This window comes from Halomonas sp. A29, from assembly GCF_046723295.1.
Lineage (GTDB): Bacteria > Pseudomonadota > Gammaproteobacteria > Pseudomonadales > Halomonadaceae > Halomonas.
The window spans coordinates 163,653-190,650 of sequence record NZ_JAXQPR010000008.1 but is presented as its reverse complement, the minus strand read 5'-3'; the positions used below and the strand labels follow the sequence as shown (position 1 = coordinate 190,650).

Sequence of the window (26,998 nt, the reverse complement as noted above, 5' to 3'; positions counted from 1 at the left end):
GTCCTCGCGATATCAGGTGGGTGCGTCGAGCTGCGCGAGCGCGGCGTCGAGGCCCAGGGTAGTCAGGCGACGATAGGCCGACACCACCGACGCAGCGAAGCCGGAGTGCTCGGCCAATGCTGGCGGAAACACGGCGTCGAGTTCGATGAAGGCAGCCACCAAAACCACGACATCCTCGCCGTGAGCCTCGTGCAGCAGCTTGAACGTCGCTGCCATGGGGTCGTCGACGGCATAGCCGTTGCCGTGCAGGTCGACTCCCAAGGTATAGCGAATCCATGCCGCCACGCCGAGTGCCGTGCATGGCACCTGGCCTCCCGTTTCGAGCCGTGCCAGCGCGCCATGCAGCCAGCGCTGGGGCAGCTTCTGCGAGCCGTCCATGGCGATCTGCTGCAGGCGATGGCGCAGGCTGTCGTTGGCGAAGCGCGTGAGCAGCGAGTCGGCATAAGCGTCGAGGTCAGTCCCTGCGGGCATGCTGAGCGTCGGCGCCGCCTCCTCCAGCATATAGCGGCGCAGTAGCCTGCACAGGTCGTCGCGGCTCACCGCATCGAAGACAGTCTCGATGTCGTCCAGTGCGCCCAGGTATGCGAGCAGAGAATGGCTGCCGTTGAGCATGCGCAGCTTCATGGTCTCGAACGGCGCCACGTCGGCGACCATCTCCACGCCCTCGGCCTCCCAGGCGGGCCGGCCGAGAGGGAAGTCGTCCTCCACCACCCACTGCGAGAAGGCCTCGCCTACTACCGCATTGGGGTCGTCGACGCCCAGTTCGGCCAGGCGCTCGAAGTCGACCTCCGTCATGGCCGGCACGATACGATCGACCATGCTGCAGGGAAAGGCCACCTCGCGCTCGATCCAGGCGGCCAGCTCACCGTCGCGACAGGCGGCGAGCTGCACCACGGCCGCTCGCGTGCGCCTGCCGTTGTCGGGCATGTTGTCGCAGCACAGCACCGTAAATGGAGGGATTCCAGAATTGCGCCGCCGCGCGAGGGCCTCGACCAGAATGCCCGGCGCGCTGCGCGGTGCCTGCGGATGATCGATGTCGTGGGCGATCAGCGGATCGTCGCGCAGCAGGCTGCCCTCGGCGGGGCTGAGGAAGTAGCCCTTCTCGGTAACGGTCAGGGTGGCGATACGAGTGTCGGGAGACGCCAAGCGCGTGAGCAACGCCTCGAGATCGCGTCCCCACAGACCGTCACCCTCATGGCCGGCACGCTTGTCCTGCCCCGTGAAAAGCGCCTCCTCGATCACGCCGGTCTCGCGCAGGGTGACGTGATCGCGATCGGTGTATTCGGCCACGTGGTAGTGGTAGCCGGCGTCACGCAGCGCATCGACCAAGGCCACGCCGCCGCGCAGGTTGGCGCTGCTCACGCCCCAGGCGCCATCGCCGCTGCGCTGGCGATAGCGTTCCAGGTAGACCGCCTGGTGGGCGCGATGGAAGGCGCCCAGCCCCAGGTGAACGATACCGATGTGCCCGGTCGGCGCGGCGGCGGGTATGCGGGTCACGTCCTTCATCTTGCCCCCATCAACAGGTCGGGAAGCCATAGCGAAATGGCCGGCACGTAGGCCACCAGTAGCAGTACGGCGATGTTGCACACCAGGAACGGCAGGATCGCGCGGGCCACGGTGAGCATCTGCAGCTTGCCGATGCCTGCGACCACAAACAGGCACACCCCTACCGGCGGAGTGGTCAGCCCGATCATCAGGTTGAGCACCGCCATCACCGCGAAGTGCACCGGGTCCATGCCGACCCCGGTGGCCACGCCGAGCAGCGCCGGGAACAGGATGATCAGCGCGGCAATGGTCTCCATGAAGGCGCCGACGAAGAGCAGGATCAGGTTGATGATCAGAATCACCACGATAGGGTTGTCGCTGATGGACATGATCAACGCGGCGATGGTCTGGGGGATCTGCTGGCTGGTGAGGATCCAGCCGAACAGGTTGGCCAGCCCTACCAGCAACAGCAGCGCCGCCGAGGTCAGCACGGTGTCGGTGAGAATCGCCGGCAGCTTGCGCCAGGTCAGCCCCTTGTAGACGTACATGCCGACCACCAGCGCATAGAGGCTAGCGACGATGGACGCCTCGGTGGGCGTGAAGAAGCCGCCGATGATCCCGTAGAGGATGATCGCGGTCATCAGCAGCGCCCAGAACGCCGTGCGTCCTTCGCGCAGTAGCTCGCGCAGGGTGGCGCGACGCTCCTTGGGATAGCCGCGCTTCACTGCCAGCAGGTAGACGGTAATCATCATCGCCACCCCCAGCAGCAGACCGGGCACGGCCCCGGCCAGGAACATGCGCCCCACCGAGACGCCGGCCAGCGAGCCGACGATGATCATCGGTACGCTGGGCGGAATGATCGGGCCGATGGTCGACGAAGCGGCGGTAACGGCGGCGGCAAACGGCTTGTCGTAGCCGGAACGTGCCATGCCGGGAATCATTACCGAGCCGATGCTGGCGGCATCGGCCACTGCGGTGCCCGAAATGCCGCCGAAGATCATCGAGCCGCCTACGTTGGCCAGGCCCAGCCCTCCGCGAATATGGCCGACCAAGGCATTCGAGAAGCGCACAATGTGCTCGGTGATATTGCCCACGTTCATCAGGTTGCCGGCCAGCACGAAACCGGGAATGCACAGCAGCACGAAGGTATCGATGCCCGAATACATGCGCTGCGGCACGATGGTCAGGGAGATGCCTTCCAGCAGCAGGTAGGCGAGCGACGAGATGCCCAGCGCGAAGGCGATAGGCAGACCCAGCACCAGCAGTACCAGGAACACGCCGAACAGCACGATTACTTCCATGTCGCGCCCTCCCGGTCATTTTCGGCCGAAGGCCGCACAGCGGCGGCCAGGCCTTCGACGAGGCCGACGGCGCTATAGAACAGCACCAGGGCGAACAGCAGCACGGTGGAGAAGAAGATGTAGAGCATCGGCACCCTCAGGGTGGGCGAGGTCTGCCAGGCGCCGTTCTGGGCGAACTGCCAGGCGGCGGGCAGCACCATCAGGGCGAAGCCGCCGATCAGCAGGCAGATCAGCGCCTGGTAGGCGGCACGGGCGCGCAGTCCCAGCAGGTGATGGAAGAGTTCGACGTTGACGTGCCGATGACGGCGGATCGCCACCCCGGCGGCCAGCGCCACCATGTAGATGAACAGGTAGCGTGACAGCTCCTCGGTCCAGGACAGGGTGAACGGCAGGAACAGCCGGCCCGAGATCTGCAGCAGCACGGTCGCGGCGATACCTATCAGGGCCAGGTTGGCAAGCAGTACGAAGAGGGTGTCCACCCAGCCGATGACACGGCCCAGCGGCCCCCCGATCCTGGGTACCGCGGACAGGGCGTCGAGGCTGGCTAACACCTGCTCGCTATCGGGCACGTCTTCGGTACGCTGCGGGGAAATATCCATGAGTATCCTCGCTGGGGCCCGTCGACCCCGTGGAGAGTGGGCGGGCATGAGCCCGCCCGGGTGAATCACAGGTTCTGGATGGCGTCGAACAGCGCACGCTGCTCATCGTCGAGAGCCGCTTCGACGGCCGGTCGCGCCTTCTCGGCAAAGGCCTCGGTATCGACCTCAATGAACTCCATGCCGCGCTCCTGCAAGGCCTGCTCCAGGCGCTGCTGGTCCTCCTCGAACAGCTCGGCCTGGTAGGTCTGCATCTCCTGGGCCGCATCGCGCACGATCTGCTGCAGATCCTCGGGCATGCTCTCGAGCCGGTTGCGGCCGATCACCACGTAGATCCAGCTACGCACGTGGCCGGTCAGGTTCACGTAGTCCTGCACCTCGTTGAAGCTGGCGCTCTCGATCAGGCTGAGCGGGTTCTCCTGGGCCTGGATGGTGTTCTGCTGCAGGGCGGTGAACACCTCGCTGAAGGCCATCGGCGTGGGCCTTGCGCCCAGCGCTTCCCAGGTGTCGACGAACAGCGGCACGTTGGGCACGCGCAGGCGAAGGCCGTCGAGGTCGTCGGGGTGGCGGATCGGCCGGTTGGAGGTCAGCTCACGCGGCCCGCGCTCGAACCAAGCCAGCGGCACCAGATTGGCACGCTCGGTGATCTGCGCCTCGATCTGCTCGCCGATCTCGCTCTCCACCGCCTGGCGCAGGTGCTCGGCATCGCGGAAGGCGTAGGGCACCGCCATCATCGCTGCCTTGGGCGCCCAGTTCTGCAGGCTCTCGCCGGTGATGGTGATGTCCGCGGTACCGAGCTGGATGCTGTTGATCACATCCATCTCGTTGCCGAGCTGCTCGTTGGGAAATATCTGCACCTCGATGCGCCCATCCGAATTTTCCTCGACGAGCTCCTTGAAGCGCACGGCGGCCTGGTGCCAGATGTTCTGCTCGTTGGCCAGGTGGCCGAAGCGCAGGGTGACGTCGGCGGCAAGCGCGGCCTGGCTGGCCATCAGGGCCGTCCCGAGGACGGCGCCGGTAATGAGTCGTTTGATCATGGCGTAGCTCCTTGTTTTGCTGTTCAAGCGGTTATTGCTGTTATGTGCATCGCCGTGGCGATGTCCTGCTGCATCGAGCTGGCTCAGGTGCGGTTGTCGGCACCAATGTCGATCAACACCTTGCGAGCCCTTTCGGGATGATGATCGAGCATGTCGATGGCTCCGGGCATGTCGTCGAAGGGCAGGCGGTGACTGACCAGCGCCAGCGGATCGAGACGCCCCGAGGCCATGCGCTCGAGCACATCCGGAAACTTGCGGTTGTTGAGCCTCGAGCCGACCAGGGTCAGCTCCTTCTTGATCACTTCCAACTGCACCAGGTCGCTGGGCGTGGGGTTGAAGCCGAGCAGGCCGATGCGTCCCGCCGGCGAGGCGATTCGCAACATCTGCGGCAGCAGCGCCGGCACGCAGGCGGCATCGGCGATCAACGGGATGCCCTCGCCCGCGGTCAGTTCGCTCACCGCGGCCTCGACATCGTCCTTGCCGTGCCAGGTGCGCGTGGCGCCGAGTTCACGGGCCGTGGCCAGGCGCTCATCGATCAGGTCGATGACGGTGATGTCCTCGATGCCCTGGGCGCGGGCCATCTGCAGGATGGTCAGGCCGATCACGCCGGCGCCATAGACCAGCAGGCGGTCGCCGCGCAGCGGCTGCATGCGTTCCAGCACGTTGGCGGCGATGGAATAGGGCTCCACCAGTGCACCGGCCTCCAGCGCCAGCCCCTCAGGTAGGCGGTGGGCATTGGCCGCCGGCACGTTGACCCACTCCTCGAAGCCTCCGTCACGGTGCACGCCGATCACCTGCATTGCGCTGCACACGTTGGGGCGGCCGATACGACACGGATAACACTTACCGCAGCTGACCACCGGATCGATGCACACCCTGTCGCCGACCTCGATGCCCTCGACGCCCTCGCCGAGCGCCTCGACGATGCCGGCGAACTCATGACCGGTGATGCGCGGGAAACGCACGAAGGCGTTGGCGCCGTGGATGATGTGCATGTCTGAGCCGCAGATCCCGGCGAAGGCCACTTTCACCAGCACCTCGCCGGCCGCGGCGCGGGGCACCTCGGCCTCGACGACGGCGTAGTCCAGCGGCGCGTTTACCTGAAAGGCTTTCATCGATACGTTCTCCTCACCAATGCCACAGGGTGCCGTCCTCCAGCCGGTTGACCGGCAGGCTGGCGCGCTTGTAGGGGTATTGCTTGGCCAAGGCTTCGTCGATATCGACGCCATGGCCCGGCGCTTCGCCGACCAGGAAATGGCCGTCCTCGAAGCGGTAGTCGTGGGGGAAGACGGCGTCGGTCTCCGGCGTGTGGGGCATGTGCTCCTGGATACCGAAGTTGGGTACCCAGGTATCGAAGTGGATCGCCGCACCCAGGCACACCGGCGACAGGTCCGTCGGCCCGTGGAACCCGGTGCGCACGTGGTAGAGCGCGGCCAGGTCGGCGATGCGCCGTACGTGGGTGATGCCGCCGCCGTGGGAAAGCGGCGTGCGCACGTAGTCGATCCACTGGTTCTCGAGCAGCTCGCGATAGTCGTGGATCGAGTTGAACACCTCCCCCACCGCCAGCGGCGTGGTGGTGTGTTGGCGAATCAGGCGGAAGCTCTCCTGGTTCTCGGCCGGCACGCAGTCCTCGAGCCAGAACAGATGGTAGGGCTCCACCGCCTTGCCCAGGCGCGCCGCCTCGATGGGGGTCAGTCGGTGGTGCACGTCATGCAGCACGTGCAGCTCGTCGCCGAAGCGTTCACGCACCGCGGCGAACAGCTTGGGCACGTGATTGAGGTATTTCTCGGTGCTCCAGACGTGTTCGGCGGGCAGTTCGGAATCCGCCGGCTCGTAGCGTTCGCCCTCACGCTTGGCCACGCCGTAGATGGTAGGAATGCCGGGCACCCCGGCCTGCACGCGCACAGCCCGGTAGCCGAGCTTGACGTGCTTCTCGACCTCGGCCAAACAGCCCTCGATGTCCTTGCCGGTGCAGTGGGCGTAGGTCATCACCCGCTCGCGGCTCTTGCCGCCGAGCAGCTGGTAGAGCGGCATGCCGGCTGCCTTGGCCTTGATATCCCACAGCGCCAGGTCCACCGCCGACACCGCCGCCATGGTCACCGGTCCCCGGCGCCAGTAGGCACCGCGATAGAGGTAGTGCCAGATATCCTCGATGCGACTGGCGTCACGCCCGATCAAGGCAGGGATTACGTGCTCCTCGAGGTAGGCCACCACCGCCATCTCGCGACCGTTGAGGGTGGCGTCGCCGATCCCGTAGGTACCCGACTCGGTGACGATCTTGAGGGTGACGAAGTTGCGTCCCGGCGAGGTGACGATCACATAGGCGTCGCTGATTTTCATGAAGGTTCCGTCGCTGTGAAAGTGATTAGGGCTCGGCTCATCGTTCGAAGAGATAGCGCTGTACGTTGTCGTAGCACACCGCCCGCACCAGCTCGCCGATGCGATCGAGATCGTTCGGCAGTTCGCCGCGCTGGACCTGCGCGCCGAGCATCTGGCAGAAGATGCGGCGGAAGTAGTCGTGGCGGGAGAACGACAGCAGGCTGCGTGAGTCGGTGAGCATGCCGACGAAATGGCGCAGCAGGCCGAAGTTCATCTGCGTGACGAGCTGGCGTTCGATGCCGTCGCGCTGGTCGTTGAACCACCAGGCGGCGCCGAACTGCACCTTGCCGGGAATGCCGTCGCCCTGGAACGAACCGACCAGGCTCGCCAGCATCTCGTTGTCGCGGGGGTTGAGGTTGTAGACCACGGTACGCGGCAGCGCCCGCTCGCGATCCAGAGCATCGAGGATCGCCGCCAGCGGCTCGGCATAGGTCACGTCGCCTATCGCATCGAAACCGCTGTTGGCGCCGATCTCGGCCAGGCCGCGCTGGCTCAGGCTGCGCAGCGCACCCAGGTGGAGCTGCATCACCCAGCCGCGGCGGGCGTACTCGCGTCCCAGCCACAGCAGCACCGCGGTGGTGAAGCTGGCGTTCTCGTCTCCGCTGAGCGTTCTGCCACGGCGGCGGCGCTCGAGCAGCCGATCGAGCTCGGCCACGCTCGGCGGTTCGACGAACACCGGCTTCTCAAGGCTGTGGTCGGCAAGGCAGCAGCCATGGGCAGCGAAGTGCTCGAGGCGCTGGTACAGCGCCGCGAGCAGATCGTCGTAGCCGCGGATCCCCACGCCGCTGGCCGCCTCCAGCTCGCCGAGGTAGTCGGCGAAGCCGGGCTCGCCGATCTTGAGCACGGTATCGGCGCGGAAGGTCGGCAGCATGCCGGGAGCCGCCCCGCTCTCGGCATGGCGGCGGTGCAGTTCGAGACTGTCGACCGGATCGTCGGTGGTACAGACGGTGCGCACGTTGAAGCGCTGGAGAATGCCCTGGGCGCTCAACTCCGGCGTGGCCAGGCGTTCGCGGGATGTCGCCCAGATCTCCTCGGCCGTGGCGGGCGAGAGCAGCAGGTTCTCGATACCCAGCGGATGGCGCAGCTCAAGATGGGTCCAGTGATAGAGCGGGTTGCCGAGGCATTCCGGCACCGTTTCGGCCCACGCCTGGAAGCGCTCGCGGTCACTCGCCTCACCGGTGATGCGCCGCTCCTCGATGCCGGCAAAGCGCATCGCCCGCCATTTGTAATGGTCGCCCCTGAGCCACAGCTCGGTGAGATTGTCGAAGCGCACGTCGCCGGCGATCTCCTCCGGACTCAGGTGCGAGTGGTAGTCGCAGATCGGCATGACGGCGGCATGCTCGTGGTAGAGCCGGCGCGCCGGCTCGTTCTCGAGCAGGAAATCGGGCCCCATGAAATCGATGCGATCATTGAAGGTCATGACACGCTCCGTCGTTGTCGGCTGACTCATGCTCAGCCCATCAGCAGGTTGGGCAGGAACAGCACGATGTCGGGGAAGAAGATGATGCCCAGCACCACGGTGAACACTGCCAGGGCAAAGGGCAGCAGCTCGCGGCTGTAATCGAAGAAAGAGCAGCGCAGAATCCCGCATACGGTGTACATCGAAATACCCACCGGCGGGGTCATGCCGCCGAAGGTCACCAGGGTCATCATCAGCAGGCCGAAGTGCACCGGGTCGACGCCGGCGGCCTTGATCACCGGCACCAGGATCGGCGTCAGCAGCATCACCACCACCGTGGCCTCGAGCAGCATGCCGAGCAGCACCAGCAGCACGGCCAGCGTCAGCAGCAGCGTGACCTGGCTGGAGAACACCCCCAGCGTCAGCTCGGCGATGGTCTGCGGCACCCGCTCGAAGGAGACGACGTAGCCGATGATCCCCGAGAACATGATGATCAGCATGATCATGCCGATGTCGCGCACGCTGGCATGCATCGCCGCGAGGATCTCGCTCAGCCCCATCTCGCGATGGATCACGCAGCCCACCACCAGCGCATAGGCCACCGCGAAGGCCCCCGCCTCGGTCGGCGTGAACAGGCCATAGCGAATGCCCACCAGCAGCCACACCGGGAACAGCAGCGCCCAGATACTGCTGCGCGCGGCAGAGAGAACCTCACGACCCGAGGGCAGCCCCTCGCGTACCGGTGCGTAGCCGCGCCGCTTGGCAACGAAGTAGGTGGTCACCATCAGCGCCACCATCAGCAGGAAGCCGGGCACCACGCCGGCGATGAACAGCCGCCCGATGGACACCTCGCCCAGATAACCGTAGAGGATCAGGCCGATGCTGGGCGGGATGGTGGCGGTGATCAACCCGCCGATAGCCAACACTGCGCCCGAGAACCCGGGGGTATAGCCCTCCTTGATCATGCCCTGCCCCAGCACTCGCGACTGCATCGCGGCATCGGCCACCGCCGAACCCGACACACCCCCCATCAGGGTGCTGAGCACGATGCTGGCCTGAGCCAGGCCGCCGCTCATCCAGCCGGCCAGCAGCGTGGAAAGCCGTATCAGCCGCGGCGTGATGCCGCTGGCATTCATCAAGTGCCCGATGAAGATGAACAGCGGTACCGCCAGCAGCGGGAACGATTGAGTTGCCGAGACGATGCGCTGCACGCCGATGTTGGTCGGCAGGAACGTCTCCGGCAGGAAAAAGTAGGTGAAGCCGGCGATACCGATGGCAAAGGCCACGGGCATGCCGATGGCCATCAGCAACAGCCCCAGGCCCAGCAGGAGTGCGGCCGTCATGGCATCTTCTCCATGACAGCGTCATCCGGCATCAGGCTCGGCACGATGCCCTTGGCCACGATGCGCCGCAGCAGCGAGACGATCATCAGGGAGGCACCCACCGGAAGTGCCAGGGTGATATAGCCGTAGCTCAGGCCGGCCACGCCCATCGGACGCTGCCAATTGGACAGAGCCAATGGGAAGCCATAACGCACCAGCAGGGCCAGAAAGCCCAGCATCAGCACCAGGCAGAACCCGGTTACCAGGCGCTGCAACGGCAGCGGCAAGCGTATCGCCAGGGCGTCGATACGTACCTGCCCGCCATGGCGCAAGGTGATGTCCGCCCCCAGTACCGCGGTCCAGATGAACAGCAGTTGGGCCAGCTCGGCGCCGCCGGCGAAGGGCTGGCCGATGGCGCGTGCCGTCGAACTCACCAGCAGGGTCAGCGAAGTGCCGCCCAACAGCGCGACGGCAAGCCACGCCTCGAGTCGGTCATACCAGTACCACATAAGAAAAATCCTCGAACCAGAAGACAACCCGCGTGCTTGGCCGCCTCGACGGCCAGAGCCCCCGCCGCACGGCGGCAGGGGCCAACCGGCTCACTCTCCCGAGGTCAGTTGTTCGCGGTACTGGTCGTAGCCGAGCTCTGCGTAGACGCCGGCAACGCGCTCACGGTAGAGCTCCACATCTACTTCGGTGAAGGTCACGCCTTGTGCCTCCATGCGCTCGCGCACGGCGGCCTGGGCATCGACGGTGGCCTGACTGGCCGCCTCACCGGCGTTGCGCAGCTCCTCGTCGAGAATGGTGCGCAGCTCCTCCGGCAGCGACTGGTACCACTGCTCGGAAGTGGCCAGCCCAGTCATCAGGTGGATATGACCGGTCAGGGCGATATGGGTGATCACTTCGTGAAGATTCTGACCTTCGGCCGCAGTGAGCTGCGCTTCGGCGCCGTCTATCGCGCCCAGTTGCAGCGCGGAGTAGACCTCGGACCAGGGCAGCGGCGTGGGTGTGGCGCCCATCGATTCGATGGTACGCAGCCACACCGGTGAGTTGATGGTACGCACGCGCACCCCGCGCAGGTCGTCGGGCGTTTCCACCAGCTTCTTCGTCAGCATGTGGCGCGAGCCCTGGAACCAGTTGTAGTTGAGCAGGCGCAGGCCGCTGCTCTCGGCCAGGCTGTCGACCCACCCCTGATAGAGTTCCGACGAGGTGATGCGGTCGTAGTCGGCATGGTCCTCGACCAGATAGGGCGCACTGAGGATGCCCAGCTCCGGCTGGTATTCGGAGAGACGGCCGGCATCGATCAGCACCGCGACGTTGGCGCCGCTGCGAATCTGCTCGACCACGTCCTCGTCGGAGCCGAGCTGACTGTTGGGGAAAACCCGAACGGTGAGCTCGCCATCGGAGCGCGCTGCGATGGTCTGGCTGGCCTCCTCCATGGCCTGGACGATGGGGTCCTGGGCGCTGAGCGCCGAGGAGAGGTTCAACTGGTAGGCCGCCTGGGCCAGGTTGGCGGTGGCGGCCAGAGAGATGGCCGCAGCGAGTACGGTGATTTTCATGTGAGCCTCCTGACGTATGTTGTGGTTATTGCGTCGAGTTGCCTGGCGTTGGTGCTTGAAGTTGTTGCTGGGTTATCTGCCTGTGGGGTTACCGGCCGAGACCTGACTGGGGGAACCGTCGAACATCTCCGGGAAGCGACGCATGAGCTCCGGCAGCGAATGCAGGATCTCGCGCTGGTGAATGCTCATGGCCTTGGCCGCCGCCTCGGGGTCCCGTCGCGCGATGGTCTCGACGATCATCGAGTGCTGGTCGACCAGCTTTCCGATCGGTGTGCTATCGGGGACGCTCAGGTAGCGCACCCGGTCGAGCTGCGCCTTGACCTCTTCGGTGACACGCCACGCCGCGGTGTGTCCCACCCCCAGCGACAGCGCGCGGTGGAAGTCTTCGTCGAGCTGGAAGAAACGGACGTAATCGTTGGGCTCGATGCAGCGCCGCTGGCGCTCGAGCAGTTCACGCAGCTCATCCAGGGTCTGCGCAGCGACGCCCAGGGTAGCCGCCTCGCGAGCCACCGCCACCTCGATCGCTTCACGCACGAAGCGGGCCTCGAGCACGGCCTGCTGCGAGATCCTCACCACGTAGGTGCCACGCTGCGGGCGCACCTCGACCAGGCCCGCCTCAGAAAGTCGGATGAAGGCCTCGCGCACCGGCTGGCGACTCACCGAGAAGGCATCGGCCAGTTCCTTCTCCGATAGCGCCTGCCCAGGTGCCAGCACCATGCGAATGATCGACTGGCGCAGCACGCGATAGAGCCGCTCGCGAACCGAGCCGTCGTCGCTCGTTTCCTGCCACATGGCCTGCAGGGGAGTTGTCATGGCACCGCCTCCGTTTCTTGTTGAGCTGAGCGTCGCCGCCCTGACCAGACTAGTATGGTAGTATGGCAATTGGCAAGTGCCCATGAAAAAGCCCAGGCCGGTTTCCCGGTCTGGGCCTTGTTTTTACACGTTCGCCGCTAGCGGCGAACGGAGCGCTCAGGCGCTGGTGCGGCGACGCACCGGAGCCTCGCCATCCTCACGGCGACGACGCGGGGCGCGCTCGGGGGCACCGCTGTCCTCGCTGATCTCCAGCGGGCGACCGGCAACGCGAGCACGTGCCATCTTGGCCAGGATGCTGGGCGGCAGCGAGCTCGGCAGTTCCACCACCGAGAAGGCGTTGCGGATGTCGATGCGACCGATCCGTGAGCCTTCGATGCCGCCCTCATTGGCCAGGGCGCCGACCAGTTGGCCCGGCTTGACGCCGTCCTTGTGGCCGACGGCTACGCGATAGCGGGTCATGCCTTCGCTCGGGCCACGACTGTCACGCTCGCGACGCGGGGCCTTGCCGTCACGCGGGGCACGCTCGCCGCCGCGCTCGACACGCTCCTTGCGCGGCGCCTGCAGGCGGCCGATGGGCGCTTCGTCGGCACGGGCCAGTGCAGCAAAGGCACAGGCCAGCTCGATCGGATCGTGACCTTCCGCCACCAGACGCTCGACCAGTGCACGCTGCTCCTCGGCACCGGCGGTCAGGGAACCGATGATGCGCTGATGGAACACTTCGTCACGATGGGCGCGGATGGCGGCCTCGTCGGGCACCTCCATCTCGCTGAGCTTCTGGCCGGTGGCCTGCTCGATCCAGCCCACCTTGCGGCCTTCGCGGAAGCCGACGAAGGTGATCGAGATGCCGGTACGCCCGGCCCGGCCGGTACGGCCGATGCGGTGGGTGTAGGCTTCGGCATCCTGGGGCAGGTCGTAGTTGAAGACGTGGGTGATGCGCGGCACGTCGAGGCCGCGAGCGGCCACGTCGGTAGCGATCAGCACGTCGACCTTGCCGCGCTTGAGGCGCTGAATGGTGCGCTCACGCAGGCTCTGGTCCAGGTCGCCGGAAAGGCTGGCCACGTTCACGCCACGCGCGGAGAGCTGTTCCATCAACGTGGTACAGGCGGCGCGGGTGCGTACGAAGACGATGGCGGCATCTACCGGCTCGACTTCGAGAATACGTGCCAGCGCTTCCAGCTTGGCGCCACCGTCGACGCGCACCAGACGCTGTTCGATGTTCTCGCCGGTGGTGGTGCGCGACTCGATCGCCACCTTCACCGGGTCGACCAGGTAACGATTGACGATGCGCTCGATCTCGGTCGGCAGGGTCGCGGAGAAGAACACCCGCTGGGCTTCCTTGGGGGTATCGGCGACAACGCGCTTGACGTCGTCGATGAAGCCCATGCGCAGCATCTCGTCGGCTTCGTCCAGCACCAAGGAGGACAGACCGTCGAGCTTGAGGCTACCGCGATCCAAGTGATCGATCACCCGGCCCGGCGTGCCCACTACTACCTGGGCGCCACGCTTGAGTGCGCCCAGCTGCTCGCGATATTCCTGGCCACCGCACAGGGTGACGACTTCCAGACCCTGCAGGTTCTGGCCGTACTTGCTGAATGAGGCGGCTACCTGCTGAGCCAGCTCACGGGTGGGTGCCAGCACCAGCACCTGGGGTTCGCGGCGAGTCAGCTCGAGACGCGAAAGCAAAGGCAGCGCGAAGGCCGCGGTCTTGCCGGTACCGGTCTGTGCCTGGCCCAGCATGTCACGCCCTTCCAGCAGCGCCGGAATGGTCTGTGTCTGAATCGGTGAAGGAGTTTCGTAACCCAGTGTTTCGACAGCGGCGAGAACGGCAGGCAGCAGAGCAAGATCGCCGAAGCTCGGCGAAGCGACAGAAGTCGAGGTCATCAATCACACCTTGGTAGGCCGGCACTCGCCGGCAAATCACATTGAGGCATCCCCGACACAGCACATGGGCAGGTCGGTGGCACTGTCGTAACGGCCCAAATCGGCCTGGACAGAGCGGATCACGTTATCGTGGGACGCCGGTCGCACCTGGCATCCGGCTCGCGCCATCGGGCGGGAACCGCTGTGGCGACCTTTTTGCGCCGATGTCGCCCGGTTGGCGGCATCCTGTAGCGCTCCATCTTCACATCTCGGACGTTGCAGCGTTTGCTGCCTGTCTCGGTGATTGCCTCTCAAGCGCGTGGCGCTTGGAGCGAATCGTCATGATGGCGGGGTCAACACATGCGAGGAGCGCGCATGCTAACATCGACACTGGTTTCATGACCAGTACTTTCAACGCTACGATCACACAATCATGAATTCTTCCGCGAGGAGCCTGCCCGAATGCCCACGTTATGGGTCGATGCCGACGCCTGCCCCAAGGTCGCGCGCGAGATCATCGTACGCGCCGCCGAGCGCACCTCCACGCCGGCCTGGTTCGTCGCCAACCACTCGATCCCCCTGCCGCCCTCGAAGTGGGTCAAGTCGCTGTCGGTGAGCCATGGCTTCGATGCCGCCGACAACGAGATCGTGGCACGCCTCGAACCCGGCGATCTGCTGATCAGCTCCGACCTGCCGCTGGCCCTGGAAGCCATCGACAAGGGCGCGGCGGTGATGACCACCCGCGGCGAGATCCTCGACCGGAACAACATTCGCGCCCGCGTCCAGATGAGGGATTTCATGGAAACGTTGCGCTCGAGCGGCGAGCATACCGGCGGCCCCAAGGGCTACAGCGACGCCGACCGGCGCGAGTTCGCCAATGCGCTGGACAGGTGGCTGGCCAAGCAGCCCAGGAAATAGCTTTCCGCCGCGCGTCAGGCGCCTGGGCGCCCGGTGCTCTTGCGCACGATGAGCTGCGTGCTCAGGGTCTGCCGGCGTACCACGTCCTCTCCTGCCAGGATATTCAGCAGCATGCGCATCGCCTGCTGGCCGATCTCGTGGCGAGGCTGGCTGACGGTGGTCAGCTCCGGCTCGCAGTACTCGCTGAAGCCGATGTTGTCGAAGCCCACCACCGAGAGCGCCTCGGGCACGCCAATGCCGAGCTGGCGAGCCGCCTTAAGCACGCCGATGGCCATCTCGTCGCTATGGCAGAAGATCGCACTGGGGCGCACAGCCGCGTCCTCGAGCAGCGCCAGGCCCTGCTGGTAACCCGAACGAAAGCCGAAGTCGCCCTCCACAACCCGCACTGAGTTCGCAAGCCCGCGAGCGACCAGCGTGTCGCGATAACCACGGGTTCGATCGCGGCAGATGGGGTTGTCGACGGGGCCGGAGACCGAGGCGATACGCTCATGCCCCAGCGAGATCAGATAGTCGATGGCGTGGGCAGTGGCCTGGTAGTTGTCGATGGCGACGGTGGGCAGGTCGATATCGGAGAAGAATTCGCAGGCCATGACCAGCGGCGAGTCCGCTCGGGCATCGGCGCGACTGACCAACTCACGAGGAATGTCGGAGGTTAACAGGAGGATGCCGTCGGCCTGGTTGGTCGGCAGCAGGTTGAAGTAGGCCTCGGCCCTGGCCGGGTCGCGCTCGCAGTCGCCGATCAGCACCTGGTAGCCGGCCTGGTGGGCTACCTCCTCCATGCCGTTGATGATTTCGGAGAAGAACGGGTTGGAGATGTCGGGCAGCAGCGTGACGATCGTTCGCGACTCGGCGCGGCGCAGGTTGCGTGCCGCCACGTTGGGGGCATAGCCGACCTCGGCAATGGCACGCGCCACGCGCTGGCGCGTAGCCTCCGTGACCTTTTCCGGGCTGGCCAGTGCCCGTGACACGGTGGCCGTGGAACAGCCTGCCGCCTTGGCGACGTCCTTGATGGTGGGCATGGAGAGAGTTCGCTTGGCTGCTGGCTTGGCTTTTAGCATAACGTGGTCGTCCCGCCGCGGTAACGCCGTGGCCGGCACCGCCCCGCCACGCTCATCTTATTGTGAGTTGGCTATCGCTGGAATGTAAAGCGTTACACCAGAACATAGGCCAGCACCTTCCACGACTCCTCTCGGTCGCGCTGCATGAGCGGCTTGAGACCTCCTTCTTTAGTCGAAGGCCTTGTGCTCTATTATCTAGTCTTGATGGGTAACCAAGCCCGCAGCCAGCGCATTTCGCTCGTCTTTACGGCCGCCATTCGCCGCTTCGACAACCCTTGGCACTGCCTTGACCCTTGTTGACCTTGCTGCTGCAATGTAATCCATTACATTCAACAGACATCTTCGCCGGGCTTATCGCCCGCGCCCGACAAGACCGACAAACGAGGTACTCGATGAAGACCATCAAGGGGCCGGCGCTGTTCCTGGCCCAGTACGCCGGCGACGAGCCGCCCTTCGACAGCCTTGAGGACATTGCTCGCTGGGCCTCCGAGCTGGGTTTCCAGGGCGTCCAGATTCCTTCCTGGGACAAGCGCCTGTTCGACCTGGAGCGCGCCGCGGAAAGCCAGGCGTACTGCCAGGAGATTCAGGCCGTACTGGCCAGGCACGGCCTGGTCGTCACCGAACTCTCCTCCCACCTGCAGGGGCAACTGGTAGCGGTGCACCCGGTCTACGACGACCTGTTCGACGGCTTCGCTCCGCCCGAGCTCCACGGCAATCCGAAGGCCCGCCAGGCGTGGGCCGTGGAGCAGATCAAGCTCGCTGCCCGGGCCAGCGCCAACCTGGGGCTGAATGCGCTGGCCACCTTCTCCGGTGCACTGCTGTGGCCCTTCCTGTACCCCTTTCCCCAGCGCCCCGCCGGGCTGGTGGAAGAGGGTTTTGCCGAACTGGCCAGGCGCTGGAAGCCGATCCTCGACGCCTGCGACAAGGAAGGCGTCGACCTGTGCTTCGAGATCCACCCCGGCGAGGACCTGCACGACGGTACCACCTTCGAGCGCTTCCTCGCCGAGGTCGATGGACACCCGCGCTGCTGCATCCTCTACGACCCGTCGCACTTGGTGCTGCAGCAGCTCGACCACCTGGCCTTCCTCGATCGCTATCACCCACGCATCCGCATGTTCCACGTCAAGGATGCCGAGTTCCATCCCTCCGCCCAGCAGGGCGTCTACGGCGGCTACAGCTCCTGGTTGGAGCGCGCCGGGCGCTTCCGCTCGCTGGGCGACGGCCAGGTCGATTTCAAGGGCATCTTTTCGCGCCTGGCCCAGTACGACTTCGATGGCTGGGCGGTGATCGAGTGGGAGTGCGCCCTCAAGCATCCCGAACAGGGAGCCGCCGAGGGGGCCCGGTTCGTTGCCGAGCACATCATCCGGGTGACCGATCGCGCCTTCGACGACTTCGCCGATGCCGGCACCGACCGCCAAGCCAATCGTGCCCTGCTGGGGCTCGACTGACCCGAGGAGACCGGACATGAACGCAACATCACGCAACGAGATGCCGCGACGACTGAGGCTGGCCATGGTCGGCGGCGGCCAGGGAGCGCTGATCGGCGGCGTGCACCGTATCGCCGCGCGCATGGACGATCGCTTCGAACTGGTGGCCGGCAGCTTCTCCTCGCAGGCCGAGCGCAACCGGGCCACGGCCCGCGAGCTGGGCGTCGCCGAGACACGCTGCTATGCCGACTACCAAGCCCTGCTTGCCGGAGAGGCCAAGCGCAGCGATGGCGCCGAGGTCGTCGCCATCGTCACGCCCAACCACCTGCACTTCACGGCGGCACTGGCCTGCCTGGAAGCGGGCAGGCACGTGATCTGCGAGAAGCCGATGACGCTGAGCGTCGACGAGGCACAGCACCTGGCGGCCGCCGTCGAGGCCAGCGGCAAGCGCTTCGTGCTGGCGCACACCTACGTCGGCTACCCGCTGGTCCAGCACGCCCGCGACCTGGTGGCACGCGGTGAGCTGGGGCGCATTCGCAGCGTGCAGGTCGAGTATCTCCAGGAGTGGCTCAGCGAAGCGCCGGGGCCAGACAACCGCCAGGCCGCCTGGCGCCTGGACCCGACCAAGGCCGGGGCGGCGGGCTGCCTGGGCGATATCGGCGTACACGCCTTCCACCTGGCCCAGTTCGTCTGCGGCCAGCGCGTCAGCGCGGTCAGCGCCGAACTGTTCAATGCCGTACCGGGACGCGAACTCGACGACAACGTGCACGCGCTGCTGCGCTTTGCCGACGGTGCCAGGGGCATGCTGTGGGCCAGCCAGACAGCGCCCGGCTTCGAGAACGGGCTGAGCATCCGCGTGGTGGGCGAGAAGGCCAGCCTGCGCTGGGCGCAGGAATCGCCCAACGAGCTCCACTTCGCCCCGATCGACGGCCCCACCCAGCGCCTGACGCGCCGCGACGATAGGCTCGGTGCCGACATCGCCCGCGGCATTCGCATCCCCGGCGGTCATCCGGAGGGCTACCTGGAAGCCTTTGCCAACCTCTACCAGGCACTCGGCGACGGCCTCGACCATGACCTCGAGACGCCCTGGCTGCCGGGCGTGGAGGATGGTGTCGACGGCATGCGCTTCATTGCCGCCACGCTCGCTTCGAGCCGCGCGGCGGGTGCCTGGACCCCGCTGCGCGACGCCGGAGGCGAATCATGAGCCACCCCATCCTGCGCCTGGAGGGTATCGGCAAGGCCTTCGGCCCAGTCACGGTGCTCGAGAACATCGCCTTCGACCTCGCCCCTGGCGAGGTGATGGGCATCCTCGGTGAGAACGGTGCCGGCAAGTCGACGCTGCTCAAGATCATCAGCGGCGTCTATACGCCCAGCGCCGGCCGGGTGATCCTCGACGGCCAGACCTTTACCTCCCTCGATCCGATCACGGCGCGCCGTCACGGCGTGGCGATGATTCCCCAGGAGTTCAACCTGATCTCCACCCTGCGTGTCTACGAGAACGTCTTCCTGGGCCAGGAGATTCGCCGCGGCGGATTGCTCGATCGGGCTCGAATGCGCCAGCGCACCCGCGAGGTATTGCACTCGCTCGAAGTGGAGCTCGACCCGGAGCAACCCATCGAACGGCTCAGCGTGGCCGAGCGACAGATGGTCGAGGTGGCACGGGTACTGGTCAACGATGCGCGTATCGTGATTCTCGACGAACCCACCACGGTGCTGACCGACCGGGAGGCCGCAGTGCTGTTCGACGTAGTGCGCGCACTGGTCGCCAAGGGCGTAGCGGTGCTGTTCATCTCGCACAAGCTCAAGGAGGTCAAGCAGCTGTGCAATCGCCTGTTGATCCTGCGCGACGGGAGGCAGATCGAACTGTGCGAGACCGGCGAGCTCAGCGAGGAGGACATGGCCTGCAAGATGGTCGGCCGCGAACTGTCGCAGCTCTTTCCCGACAAGCGTACGACGACGGGCACCGCAGCCCTGCGGGTGAGCGGCCTTGACGTGCCCGGCCTGCTCGAGGACATCGGCTTCACGCTGCATCGCGGCGAGGTGTTGGGCCTCTCCGGCCTGGTCGGCTCGGGGCGTACCGAAATCGCCGAGGCGATCATGGGCCTGCGGCGCAAGAGTGCCGGCGAGATAGAGCTGAACGGCAAGCCGCTGACCATCGACTCGCCGCGCGCGGCGCATGCCAACGGCCTGGCCTATCTCTCGGAAGACCGCCAGGGCAAGGGACTGGTGCTGTCGTTCAATGTGATGGAGAACATCACCGCCCTGAGCCTGCCGCGCTACGTGCGCGGGCTGATACGCCATCGCGCCGAGCGGCGACGCGCCGAAGAGTACCAGCAGCGCCTGGCGATCAAGGCGGCGCAGCTCAGCAACCCGGTGCAACTGCTCAGCGGCGGCAACCAGCAGAAGGTGTATCTGGCCAAGCTGCTGGACATTGATCCCGATGTGCTGATCCTCGACGAGCCCACCCGCGGCATCGACATCAACACCAAGCAACAGATCTATCGGCTGATCCGCTCGCTGACCGACCAGGGCAAGGCGGTGATGGTCATCTCCTCGGAGCTGGAGGAGATCATCGGCCTGTGCGACCGGGTGCTGGTGATACGCGAGGGACGCATCGCCGCCGAGCTCAGCGACGACCAGATCAACGAACAGGACATCATGCTCTACGCCGCCGGTGCTCGTCAGCGCGGCCAGACAGGAGCCGAGGTGCATTGAAATGAACGACGTTTCCAACTCCAAGACGATGGGGCAACTGGGCCTGCAGCGGCTGCGCCGGCTGCCGATCAACGCCACCATCCTGGCGCCGTTGCTGGCGCTGATCATTCTTTTCGTACTCTCGTCGCTGGCCAGCGAGTACTTTCTCAGCGCGCGCAACATCACCAACGTGATGCGCCAGGTCTCCTATACCGGCATCATCGCCATCGGCATGACCTTCGTGATCATCGCTGGCGGTATCGATCTCTCGGTGGGCTCGATGGTAGCGCTGGTGGGTGTACTGCTGCTCTACGTAGTCAATTCCATCGCCGACCCCATCCAGGCCGTACTCCTCGGCATGCTGGCCGCGGTGGTGGCGGGCTCGCTGTTCGGATTGTTCAACGGGCTTCTGGTCACCCGAGGGCGCATGGCCGCGTTCGTGGTCACCCTGGCCAGCATGTCGATCTTCCGCTCGCTGGCACTCTACTTTACCGATGCCGGTGAAGTGACGACCCGCAACCCGTTCTTCTCCAGCATCGGCGGCGGCTTCTTCCTCGGCCTGCCGATTCCGGTATGGGCCTTCTTCGGCCTCGCCATCGCCGCCCATATCCTGCTGTTCCATACCCCCTACGGACGCCATGTCTGTGCCGTGGGCGCCAACCCGCAGGTGGCGCGCTACTCCGGCATTCGCGTCGAGCGGGTGGTACTCAGCACTTTCGTCATCGCCGGAGTCTGCGTGGGCATAGCGGCCATCATGCTGAGTTCGCGGCTCAACTCGGTCAGCCCCAGCGACGCCGGCTATTTCTATGAACTCGATGCCATTGCCGCCGTGGTGATCGGCGGTACGGCGCTGTCCGGTGGGCGCGGCTCGATCTGGGGCACGGTCATCGGCGCGCTGATCCTCGGCATCATCAATAACATGCTCAACCTGACCGGTGTCTCCCCCTACCTGCAGGGCCTGGTCAAGGGGGCCGTAATCCTGCTGGCGGTGCTGCTGCAGTACCGGCGCACCGGCTGACTGGAGATGGCCGGTGGCCGCAAAGCCGTCGTGCCGTCATCGCTGGGTATGCCAGCCCATTCGTCTCTACAACGATGAAACGGAGTGACAACAATGACGATAACACGCGTTCTCAGACAAGCCGCTCTGGTCACCGCCCTGGCCGGCACACCGCTTGCCGCCAGCGCCAATGACTACCACATCGGCGTTACCGTACCATCGGCCGACCACGGCTGGACCGCCGGCCTGCTGTGGTGGGCACAGCGCGCCACCGAAGAGCTGGCCGAGCAGTACGACGACGTCAGCTTCACGGTGCTGTCGGCCAGTTCGGGCACCGCTCAGGTCTCGAACGTAGAAGATCTGATGATCCGCAACATCGATGCGCTGGTGATCCTGCCCCACAATCCCGCCACGCTGCAGCAGGTGATCGCCGAAGCCTACGAGTCCGGCATCTACACGGTGGTGGTCGACCGCGAACTGGAAGAGCCGAGCCAGCACGTCTTCCTCGCCGGGGACAACCCCGGGCTCGGTGAAGAGGCGGCACGCTACATGGCCGAGGCGCTTGGTGGTCAAGGTGACATCCTGGTACTCGAAGGCCCCTCGATCCCGATCAACTCCCAGCGCGTCAACGCCTTCAATGCAGTGATGGAGGATTACCCAGGGATCAACATCCTCGACTCCCAGACCACCGACTGGAACCCGCAGCGAGCCCTGAGCGTGACCGAGGATCTCCTCGGCAGCAACTCGCACGTCGATGCGATCTGGGCCGGCGACGACGACGTGTTGATTGCCGCGCTGCGGGCGGTGGAGGAGAATCAGCGCGACGACATCCAACTGATCGTCGGCGGGGGCGGCTCACAGCGGGTCATCGAGATGATCCGCGACGACCACCCGGTGGTACGCGGCACGGTGACCTACCCCCCCAACATGATCGCCTCCGCCATCGCCCTGGCCGTGCACGGGGTGAAGGGGGAGCGCCTCGGCAACATGTACCACGGCGTGCCGTCGCGGGTGATCCTGGCTGCCGACCTGATCACTGCCGACAACGTCGAAGAGTTCTACCAGCCGGATGCCGCCTACTGAGCGAGCGGCAGCGCTGGACACCGCCGCTCCCCAGGAGCGGCGGAAACCCTCGCTCTACCCTTTCTGGCGTACGCCCTGCCCCGCTAGGCGTTCACGATCGTGCGGCCGCTCGAAGTCGAGCAATGGTCCTTTCGGCACGATGCGCGTCGGGTTGATGGTGTCGTGGCTGTAGTAGTAATGGCGCTTGATGTGCTCCATATCCACCGTCTCGGCCACGCCCGGCCACTGATACAGCTCGCGCAGATAGTGCGCGAGATTAGGGTAGTCTTCGATGCGCCTGAAATTGCACTTGAAGTGCCCGTAATAGACGGCATCGAAGCGCACCAGGGTAGTGAACAAACGGATATCGGCCTCGGTGAGCCATTCGCCGGCGAGATAGCGATTCTCGGCAAGACGCGCCTCGACGCGGTCGAGTGCCTCGAACAGCGCCGTCACATGCTTCTCGTACACCGCCTGCTCGGTGGCGAAGCCCGATTTGTAGACGCCGTTGTTGATGTGCTCGTAGACGTCCTCATTGACCGCATCGATGGTTTCGCGAAGATCCGCGGGGTAGAAATCGAGCCAGTTGCCGGTCACCTCGTCGAAGGCATCGTTGAAGATACGCACGAGTTCGGCGGACTCGTTGTTGACGATGCGCCCCTCTCGCTTGTCCCACAGCACCGGCACCGTGACCCGGCCGGTATAGTGCGAATCGGTCAGAGTGTAGAGCTCGCGGTGGTATTCGACTCCATTCACCGGATCGCCGCTCGCGCCCTCGTTCTCATGGTAGGTCCAGCCCTGATCGAGCATCAGCGGGCTGACCCATGAGACGCCGATTTCAGCCTCCAGCCCCTTGAGCTTACGCATGATCAGGGTGCGGTGCGCCCACGGGCAGGCCAGCGAGACATAGAGGTGGAAACGTCCCCTTTCGGCAGGCACGGCACGCTGCCCGTCGGGACCAGGGCTGCCGTCACGAGTGACCCAGTCGCGCAGCTTGGCCGATTCACGTACGAACTCGCCGCCATGCTTCTTGGTGTCGTACCACTGGTCGTGCCACTTGCCGTCGATCAACAGGCCCATCACGTTCTCCGTTAGCGGATCATGTAATTAGTCAGGGTAAACCGATCCGTTCGATGCTCAAGCGCAGTTTTTCCGCCCTTCACATCGAAAAAAGCGAACGATCATTCCTGCCCTGGACAAGTGCTGACCACCGCTTCATGCAGCGCCCGGGCCATGGCATGGGTCGCGGGTCCTGCACGGTCGCGGTCGCGAAAGATCATCTGCATGGGAACTTCACGGATACCTCCGGCTGCAAGCGGCAGCGGACGCAGCACACCACTCTCAAGTTCATCATGGATGCGCGTCTCGGGCAGCCAGGCAAACCCCAGGCAGCGCCGTACCATGTCGATGGAGGTCTCGAGATGGCTTACCGTCCAGCGCTGCTCCGCCTTGAGCCAGCCGGCATCCATGGATTGACGCAGCGCAGAGTCGCGTACGACAAGCTGGCGTTGCCGCTGCAGATCGCGCAGGTCGAGTTCACGGCCGAGGGTATGTAGCTCATGATCGCGATGGGCCACGGCAATGAAGCGGATCGTCACCAGCGGCTCACCGAGGAAGCCCTGCGCCGCCAGCCCCGAAATGGCCAGGTCGGCGCGGCCATCGTAGAGCATTTCGATTCCACCGTTGAGCACCGTCTCGTGGAGCTGAACACGGACATAGGGATAAGCCGCGGAAAAACGGCTCAACGCCGCCGCCAAGGCGTCTGTGGGGAAGATCTGGTCGATCGACAGGACCACCTCGGTCTCGAGCCCCTCGGCAAGGCGGCCGGCAACGTCCTCCAGCGAATCGGCACTCTCGATCAACTGGCGCGCCCGGCGCAGCAGCATCTCTCCAGCTTCGGTCAGGCGCACCTGGCGACCCACCGGCTCCAGCACCAGCACGCCGAGCTGCTGCTCCAGCTTGTGCACGGCATGGTTGAGGGTCGAGGGACTCTTGTGGATCGCCTCGGCGGCGCGCGCAAAGCCACCGTGGTCGACGACCGCCGCCAGCATCTGCCACTGGGCCAGGGTAACGCGGGACATATTCGACTTCCTCGAATGAAAGCTGCGAAACGTTGCGCTTAAGTTTCGAAAAATACGGTCTAGAATGCCAGTCATATCCACCATTCAGAACCACCGTGGGAGGCCGCAGGCCATGGTCGCCAGCCCCAGCATTCGCCGCATAGAGAGCCTGATACGGAGCCACCCCAGCCAGGATGGGGATGGTGTCCGCATCCAGCGCATCCATCGTTTCGACGGCGCACTAGACCCCTTCCTGATGCTGGACGAGCTCGGCTCCGACCGGCCCGACGACTACATCGGCGGCTTTCCGCCGCATCCGCATCGCGGCATCCAGACACTGACCTACATCATCCATGGCGGTATCACCCATGAGGATCACCTTGGGCACAGCAGCACCATCCAGGCGGGTGACGCCCAGTGGATGCACACTGGCCGCGGCATCATCCACTCCGAAATGCCGCTGACCGACAGCCAGGGCTTGCATGGTTTCCAGCTGTGGCTGAACCTGGCGGCACGGGAAAAGCTGAGCGAGGCACGCTACCGCGACGTGCGCAGCGGCGAAATGCCACGCCTGGAAGAGAGAGGCGCCGATCTGATCGCCTTGGGCGGCAACTGGACCACCCGGCACGGCGACAGCGTGGCGGGCCCGCTGGATACCCTGGCGGGTGATGGAGCCGTTGCCCATGCGCGGCTTCAGGCCGACGGCAAACTTACCCTCTCGGCAAGCAGCGAGACGCTGGCCGTGTACGTCTTCGAAGGCGCCCTGGAGATCGCTGGCGAGAACGTCACCGCCGGCCAACTAGCTCGGCTGGGCCCAGGAGACACACTGGCCCTCTCCAGCCGCGATGGTGCACAGTGTCTGGTACTCGCCGGTACGCCCCATGGTGAGCCGATTGCCCACTACGGGCCCTTCGTGATGAACCACATACACGAAATCGACCAGGCACTGGACGACTATCGCAGCGGAACCTTTACCGATTGAACGCTCAACCTCCCCTGACACTTTTTTACCGAAAGGGGTTGTCTTGCCCCTTTTCTTCACGTTCAATGAACAATTGTTGAACAGTGTTCGACAATGCAATTACGGCCCAGAACCTAGGTAGCGAAGCTCTGGGCCGCACCTTGCTGTATGCATGTACAGTCTAGGCAGGCCATATGTCATGGGTTAAGGTTCCCGTGCCTTTTTATATTCTTGTCATCTTTTTTTATGGCCGATACACATGTTGCGAATCCTCCATTCGCTGCCTCGCACGCATAAGTTGCTACTGTTACCCGTCGCCACCATGGTGACTGTGCTAGGTGTGCAAAAGATCGTTACCGTCGTAGAGAATACCCAGCGACAGGGCCAAGTGCCCCAAACCGTTCTCTTTCCCCTGTCGCCAGAGGCCCACCCCGGTCTCCCTGCCCTCAACAGCGAACGCTATTCAGTCGCCGATGCCATCGAAATCGCTACCCAGGCCATCGACGCCACTCGTGACTACATTCCGCTCTCCCAGTTGAAGCCCAGCGAGATCATCGACCTTTCCGGGGTCACCGTGGCCCAGGCGGGGCGAACGGCAACGCCCGTTATTGCCTCTGCCGAACCCGACACCCCGCCCGATGCCGCTGTCGCTTCCCCCGCTACACCCGGCGATGGCAGCGACATCGAGCTGGTAACGGAGCTGGATCCCGGCGCACTGCACATGGCCATGGTGATCGGCACCCTGGCCAGTGGCATGCTCGACGATACCTATACCGATGACGAGGCGCTTGCCGCCGACGCCACCTCCTACGAAGACTATCCGGACGAGGAGCTGGCGCTGTTCGAAGATGGGCCAATCCACTTCGACCATGAGATTGCCGCCACTGAACCCCATGTGCCGGAGTGGCGCACCTACACCGTACAGCAGGGCGATACCTTCGCTGTACTGGCCCAGAACGAACTCGGCCTCGGTTACAGCGAGGCGATTCGCCTGCTCGACAGCATGCCCGACAAGCGCTTGCTGACCCATTGGAGGGTCGGCAACACCTTCGAGTATCAGCTCGACGAGCAGGAACGCCTGCTGGCCATGCGTATCATGAAGAACGCCCGCGAAGGCTTCATGCTCGAGCGCGACGAAGACGGTTTCGACGTCGCCACCATCGAGCGCGCCGGCGAGGCCACGCAGCGCCTGTTCGCGGGTAGCGTCAGCGGCAGCTTTGCCCGCTCCGCCCAGGCCACCGGTCTCTCCAGTACCGAGGTGGCACAGGTGTCACGCCTGCTGGAGAAGAAACTCGATTTTCGCCGCGACACCCGCCGCGGCGACGAATTCCAGGTACTGATCGAATCCGACATCATCGACGGAGCGAGCTTCGACGCCCGCGTACTGGCCATCCAGTACCAAGGTGCCCGCATGGACCTGACACTGGTACGCAACAGCGCCGACAACAATTTCTATACCCCCGATGGCCAGAGCCTCGACCCCGCTTTCAGCCGCTATCCATTCGAAGGTAGCTACCGCATGAGCTCCGGTTTCAATCCGCGCCGCACCCACCCGGTAACCGGCCGGGTCAGCCCGCATCGCGGTACCGACTGGGCCATGCCCATCGGCACGCCGGTCATTGCCCCTGCCGACGGTCGCGTCGAGAAGATCGGCAACCACCCCGTGGCGGGCCGCTACATCGTGGTACGCCACGACAATGGCTATCGCACACGCTATCTGCACCTTTCACGTGCCATGGTGAATCGCGGCGACCGCGTCTCCATGGGAGAGCGCATCGCACTGTCGGGCAATACCGGACGTAGCACCGGCCCTCACCTCCACTATGAGGTCATCGTCAACAACAACGCAGTCGATGCCATGAAGGTCGAACTGCCGGAGAGCCAGAGTCTCGAAGGTGAACGCCTGATGGCTTTCCAGCGTCAAGCAGAGCCGCTGCTCGCCGTACTGCGTTCCGGCCAGACCGGGCCGGTGGTGGCCCAGGCCTCGCCCGAAACCGAGCGCGAAGACGACTGAGCCAGCACAGCTACTTCGCAACACGCCATACGACGCCCTGCTCTTCAGCGGGGCGT

The 26,998-nt window shown here is 65.0% G+C and carries 23 protein-coding genes; 8 read left to right on the top strand and 15 right to left on the bottom strand.

The window, feature by feature from the left end; genetic code table 11:
• Positions 1 to 12: 12 nt before the first annotated feature.
• The 12 genes from SPH52_RS16980 to SPH52_RS16925 form a co-directional block, all read right to left on the bottom strand.
• Positions 13 to 1,506: a mannitol dehydrogenase family protein gene (locus tag SPH52_RS16980; protein WP_411796234.1), complete on the bottom strand. Its 1,494-nt coding sequence runs from the start codon at positions 1,504 to 1,506 to the stop codon at positions 13 to 15.
• Positions 1,503 to 2,786 (bottom strand): TRAP transporter large permease, encoded by a 1,284-nt coding sequence (locus SPH52_RS16975; protein ID WP_411796233.1) that lies wholly within the window; start codon positions 2,784 to 2,786, stop codon positions 1,503 to 1,505. The genes SPH52_RS16980 and SPH52_RS16975 overlap by 4 nt, the downstream gene beginning before the upstream one ends.
• Entirely contained in the window at positions 2,777 to 3,385 is a 609-nt protein-coding gene (locus SPH52_RS16970; RefSeq protein WP_411796232.1) for a TRAP transporter small permease, read from the bottom strand. The genes SPH52_RS16975 and SPH52_RS16970 overlap by 10 nt, the downstream gene beginning before the upstream one ends.
• Positions 3,386 to 3,450: 65 nt before the next feature.
• Positions 3,451 to 4,419, bottom strand: a complete 969-nt coding sequence (locus tag SPH52_RS16965) for a TRAP transporter substrate-binding protein (protein WP_411796231.1) — start codon at positions 4,417 to 4,419, stop codon at positions 3,451 to 3,453.
• Positions 4,420 to 4,502: 83 nt separating this feature from the next.
• Positions 4,503 to 5,534 carry a Zn-dependent oxidoreductase gene (locus SPH52_RS16960; RefSeq protein ID WP_411796230.1) on the bottom strand — a complete coding sequence of 344 codons (1,032 nt, stop codon included), beginning with the start codon at positions 5,532 to 5,534 and terminating at the stop codon, positions 4,503 to 4,505.
• Between the two features lie 13 nt (positions 5,535 to 5,547).
• Positions 5,548 to 6,759 carry a D-mannonate dehydratase ManD gene (manD, locus tag SPH52_RS16955; protein ID WP_411796229.1) on the bottom strand — a complete coding sequence of 404 codons (1,212 nt, stop codon included), beginning with the start codon at positions 6,757 to 6,759 and terminating at the stop codon, positions 5,548 to 5,550.
• A 37-nt stretch (positions 6,760 to 6,796) separates the two neighbouring features.
• Positions 6,797 to 8,218 carry a glucuronate isomerase gene (uxaC, locus tag SPH52_RS16950; RefSeq protein WP_411796228.1) on the bottom strand — a complete coding sequence of 474 codons (1,422 nt, stop codon included), beginning with the start codon at positions 8,216 to 8,218 and terminating at the stop codon, positions 6,797 to 6,799.
• 32 nt (positions 8,219 to 8,250) lie between these two features.
• On the bottom strand, positions 8,251 to 9,540 hold the full coding sequence (locus SPH52_RS16945) for a TRAP transporter large permease (protein ID WP_411796227.1): 1,290 nt from the start codon (positions 9,538 to 9,540) through the stop codon (positions 8,251 to 8,253).
• A complete protein-coding gene (locus tag SPH52_RS16940) occupies positions 9,537 to 10,028 on the bottom strand; it encodes a TRAP transporter small permease (RefSeq protein WP_411796226.1) in 492 nt (163 codons plus the stop codon). Before SPH52_RS16940 ends, SPH52_RS16945 begins: the two co-directional genes overlap by 4 nt.
• Positions 10,029 to 10,118: 90 nt before the next feature.
• Positions 10,119 to 11,078, bottom strand: coding sequence for a C4-dicarboxylate TRAP transporter substrate-binding protein (locus tag SPH52_RS16935; RefSeq protein ID WP_411796225.1), 960 nt, complete (start codon positions 11,076 to 11,078; stop codon positions 10,119 to 10,121).
• A gap of 72 nt (positions 11,079 to 11,150) precedes the next feature.
• Positions 11,151 to 11,891 (bottom strand): GntR family transcriptional regulator, encoded by a 741-nt coding sequence (locus tag SPH52_RS16930; protein ID WP_411796224.1) that lies wholly within the window; start codon positions 11,889 to 11,891, stop codon positions 11,151 to 11,153.
• A 156-nt stretch (positions 11,892 to 12,047) separates the two neighbouring features.
• The gene (locus SPH52_RS16925) at positions 12,048 to 13,772 is read right to left on the bottom strand and encodes a DEAD/DEAH box helicase (protein ID WP_411796223.1); all 1,725 of its coding nucleotides are present in this window, start codon (positions 13,770 to 13,772) and stop codon (positions 12,048 to 12,050) included.
• Positions 13,773 to 14,213: 441 nt separating this feature from the next.
• Between SPH52_RS16925 and SPH52_RS16920 the strand changes: the two genes are divergently transcribed.
• Complete coding sequence (locus tag SPH52_RS16920) at positions 14,214 to 14,669, top strand: YaiI/YqxD family protein (protein ID WP_411796222.1); 456 nt, start codon at positions 14,214 to 14,216, stop codon at positions 14,667 to 14,669.
• A 14-nt stretch (positions 14,670 to 14,683) separates the two neighbouring features.
• On the opposite strand, the gene SPH52_RS16915 is transcribed toward SPH52_RS16920, so the two are convergent.
• Positions 14,684 to 15,688, bottom strand: coding sequence for a LacI family DNA-binding transcriptional regulator (locus SPH52_RS16915; protein WP_411796221.1), 1,005 nt, complete (start codon positions 15,686 to 15,688; stop codon positions 14,684 to 14,686).
• Positions 15,689 to 16,119: 431 nt separating this feature from the next.
• Here SPH52_RS16915 and SPH52_RS16910 point away from each other — a divergent pair, with 431 nt between their 5' ends.
• From SPH52_RS16910 to SPH52_RS16890, 5 genes are all read left to right on the top strand, one after another.
• Positions 16,120 to 17,175, top strand: a complete 1,056-nt coding sequence (locus SPH52_RS16910; RefSeq protein ID WP_411796220.1) for a sugar phosphate isomerase/epimerase family protein — start codon at positions 16,120 to 16,122, stop codon at positions 17,173 to 17,175.
• Positions 17,176 to 17,191: 16 nt separating this feature from the next.
• Positions 17,192 to 18,358, top strand: coding sequence for a Gfo/Idh/MocA family protein (locus tag SPH52_RS16905; protein ID WP_411796219.1), 1,167 nt, complete (start codon positions 17,192 to 17,194; stop codon positions 18,356 to 18,358).
• Positions 18,355 to 19,869, top strand: coding sequence for a sugar ABC transporter ATP-binding protein (locus tag SPH52_RS16900; RefSeq protein WP_411796218.1), 1,515 nt, complete (start codon positions 18,355 to 18,357; stop codon positions 19,867 to 19,869). Before SPH52_RS16905 ends, SPH52_RS16900 begins: the two co-directional genes overlap by 4 nt.
• Before the next feature lies 1 nt (position 19,870).
• Positions 19,871 to 20,866 carry an ABC transporter permease gene (locus tag SPH52_RS16895; protein ID WP_411796217.1) on the top strand — a complete coding sequence of 332 codons (996 nt, stop codon included), beginning with the start codon at positions 19,871 to 19,873 and terminating at the stop codon, positions 20,864 to 20,866.
• Positions 20,867 to 20,959: 93 nt separating this feature from the next.
• The gene (locus SPH52_RS16890) at positions 20,960 to 21,928 is read left to right on the top strand and encodes a substrate-binding domain-containing protein (protein ID WP_411796216.1); all 969 of its coding nucleotides are present in this window, start codon (positions 20,960 to 20,962) and stop codon (positions 21,926 to 21,928) included.
• A gap of 54 nt (positions 21,929 to 21,982) precedes the next feature.
• On the opposite strand, the gene SPH52_RS16885 is transcribed toward SPH52_RS16890, so the two are convergent.
• Positions 21,983 to 22,987, bottom strand: a complete 1,005-nt coding sequence (locus tag SPH52_RS16885; RefSeq protein WP_411796215.1) for a glutathione S-transferase family protein — start codon at positions 22,985 to 22,987, stop codon at positions 21,983 to 21,985.
• Between the two features lie 101 nt (positions 22,988 to 23,088).
• Entirely contained in the window at positions 23,089 to 23,988 is a 900-nt protein-coding gene (locus tag SPH52_RS16880; protein ID WP_411796214.1) for a LysR family transcriptional regulator, read from the bottom strand.
• A 112-nt stretch (positions 23,989 to 24,100) separates the two neighbouring features.
• Between SPH52_RS16880 and SPH52_RS16875 the strand changes: the two genes are divergently transcribed.
• Together SPH52_RS16875 and SPH52_RS16870 are read left to right on the top strand one after the other, a co-directional pair.
• Positions 24,101 to 24,949 (top strand): pirin family protein, encoded by an 849-nt coding sequence (locus SPH52_RS16875; RefSeq protein WP_411796213.1) that lies wholly within the window; start codon positions 24,101 to 24,103, stop codon positions 24,947 to 24,949.
• Between the two features lie 238 nt (positions 24,950 to 25,187).
• Complete coding sequence (locus tag SPH52_RS16870; protein WP_411796212.1) at positions 25,188 to 26,942, top strand: peptidoglycan DD-metalloendopeptidase family protein; 1,755 nt, start codon at positions 25,188 to 25,190, stop codon at positions 26,940 to 26,942.
• Positions 26,943 to 26,998 lie beyond the last annotated feature (56 nt).

Coding starts and splice junctions, on each gene's coding strand:
- SPH52_RS16980 (WP_411796234.1), bottom strand. CDS start 1,506: ATGAAGGACGTGACCCGCATACCCGCCGCCGCGCCGACCGGGCACATC.
- SPH52_RS16975 (WP_411796233.1), bottom strand. CDS start 2,786: ATGGAAGTAATCGTGCTGTTCGGCGTGTTCCTGGTACTGCTGGTGCTG.
- SPH52_RS16970 (WP_411796232.1), bottom strand. CDS start 3,385: ATGGATATTTCCCCGCAGCGTACCGAAGACGTGCCCGATAGCGAGCAG.
- SPH52_RS16965 (WP_411796231.1), bottom strand. CDS start 4,419: ATGATCAAACGACTCATTACCGGCGCCGTCCTCGGGACGGCCCTGATG.
- SPH52_RS16960 (WP_411796230.1), bottom strand. CDS start 5,534: ATGAAAGCCTTTCAGGTAAACGCGCCGCTGGACTACGCCGTCGTCGAG.
- manD (WP_411796229.1), bottom strand. CDS start 6,759: ATGAAAATCAGCGACGCCTATGTGATCGTCACCTCGCCGGGACGCAAC.
- uxaC (WP_411796228.1), bottom strand. CDS start 8,218: ATGACCTTCAATGATCGCATCGATTTCATGGGGCCCGATTTCCTGCTC.
- SPH52_RS16945 (WP_411796227.1), bottom strand. CDS start 9,540: ATGACGGCCGCACTCCTGCTGGGCCTGGGGCTGTTGCTGATGGCCATC.
- SPH52_RS16940 (WP_411796226.1), bottom strand. CDS start 10,028: ATGTGGTACTGGTATGACCGACTCGAGGCGTGGCTTGCCGTCGCGCTG.
- SPH52_RS16935 (WP_411796225.1), bottom strand. CDS start 11,078: ATGAAAATCACCGTACTCGCTGCGGCCATCTCTCTGGCCGCCACCGCC.
- SPH52_RS16930 (WP_411796224.1), bottom strand. CDS start 11,891: ATGACAACTCCCCTGCAGGCCATGTGGCAGGAAACGAGCGACGACGGC.
- SPH52_RS16925 (WP_411796223.1), bottom strand. CDS start 13,772: ATGACCTCGACTTCTGTCGCTTCGCCGAGCTTCGGCGATCTTGCTCTG.
- SPH52_RS16920 (WP_411796222.1), top strand. CDS start 14,214: ATGCCCACGTTATGGGTCGATGCCGACGCCTGCCCCAAGGTCGCGCGC.
- SPH52_RS16915 (WP_411796221.1), bottom strand. CDS start 15,688: ATGCCCACCATCAAGGACGTCGCCAAGGCGGCAGGCTGTTCCACGGCC.
- SPH52_RS16910 (WP_411796220.1), top strand. CDS start 16,120: ATGAAGACCATCAAGGGGCCGGCGCTGTTCCTGGCCCAGTACGCCGGC.
- SPH52_RS16905 (WP_411796219.1), top strand. CDS start 17,192: ATGAACGCAACATCACGCAACGAGATGCCGCGACGACTGAGGCTGGCC.
- SPH52_RS16900 (WP_411796218.1), top strand. CDS start 18,355: ATGAGCCACCCCATCCTGCGCCTGGAGGGTATCGGCAAGGCCTTCGGC.
- SPH52_RS16895 (WP_411796217.1), top strand. CDS start 19,871: ATGAACGACGTTTCCAACTCCAAGACGATGGGGCAACTGGGCCTGCAG.
- SPH52_RS16890 (WP_411796216.1), top strand. CDS start 20,960: ATGACGATAACACGCGTTCTCAGACAAGCCGCTCTGGTCACCGCCCTG.
- SPH52_RS16885 (WP_411796215.1), bottom strand. CDS start 22,987: ATGGGCCTGTTGATCGACGGCAAGTGGCACGACCAGTGGTACGACACC.
- SPH52_RS16880 (WP_411796214.1), bottom strand. CDS start 23,988: ATGTCCCGCGTTACCCTGGCCCAGTGGCAGATGCTGGCGGCGGTCGTC.
- SPH52_RS16875 (WP_411796213.1), top strand. CDS start 24,101: ATGGTCGCCAGCCCCAGCATTCGCCGCATAGAGAGCCTGATACGGAGC.
- SPH52_RS16870 (WP_411796212.1), top strand. CDS start 25,188: ATGTTGCGAATCCTCCATTCGCTGCCTCGCACGCATAAGTTGCTACTG.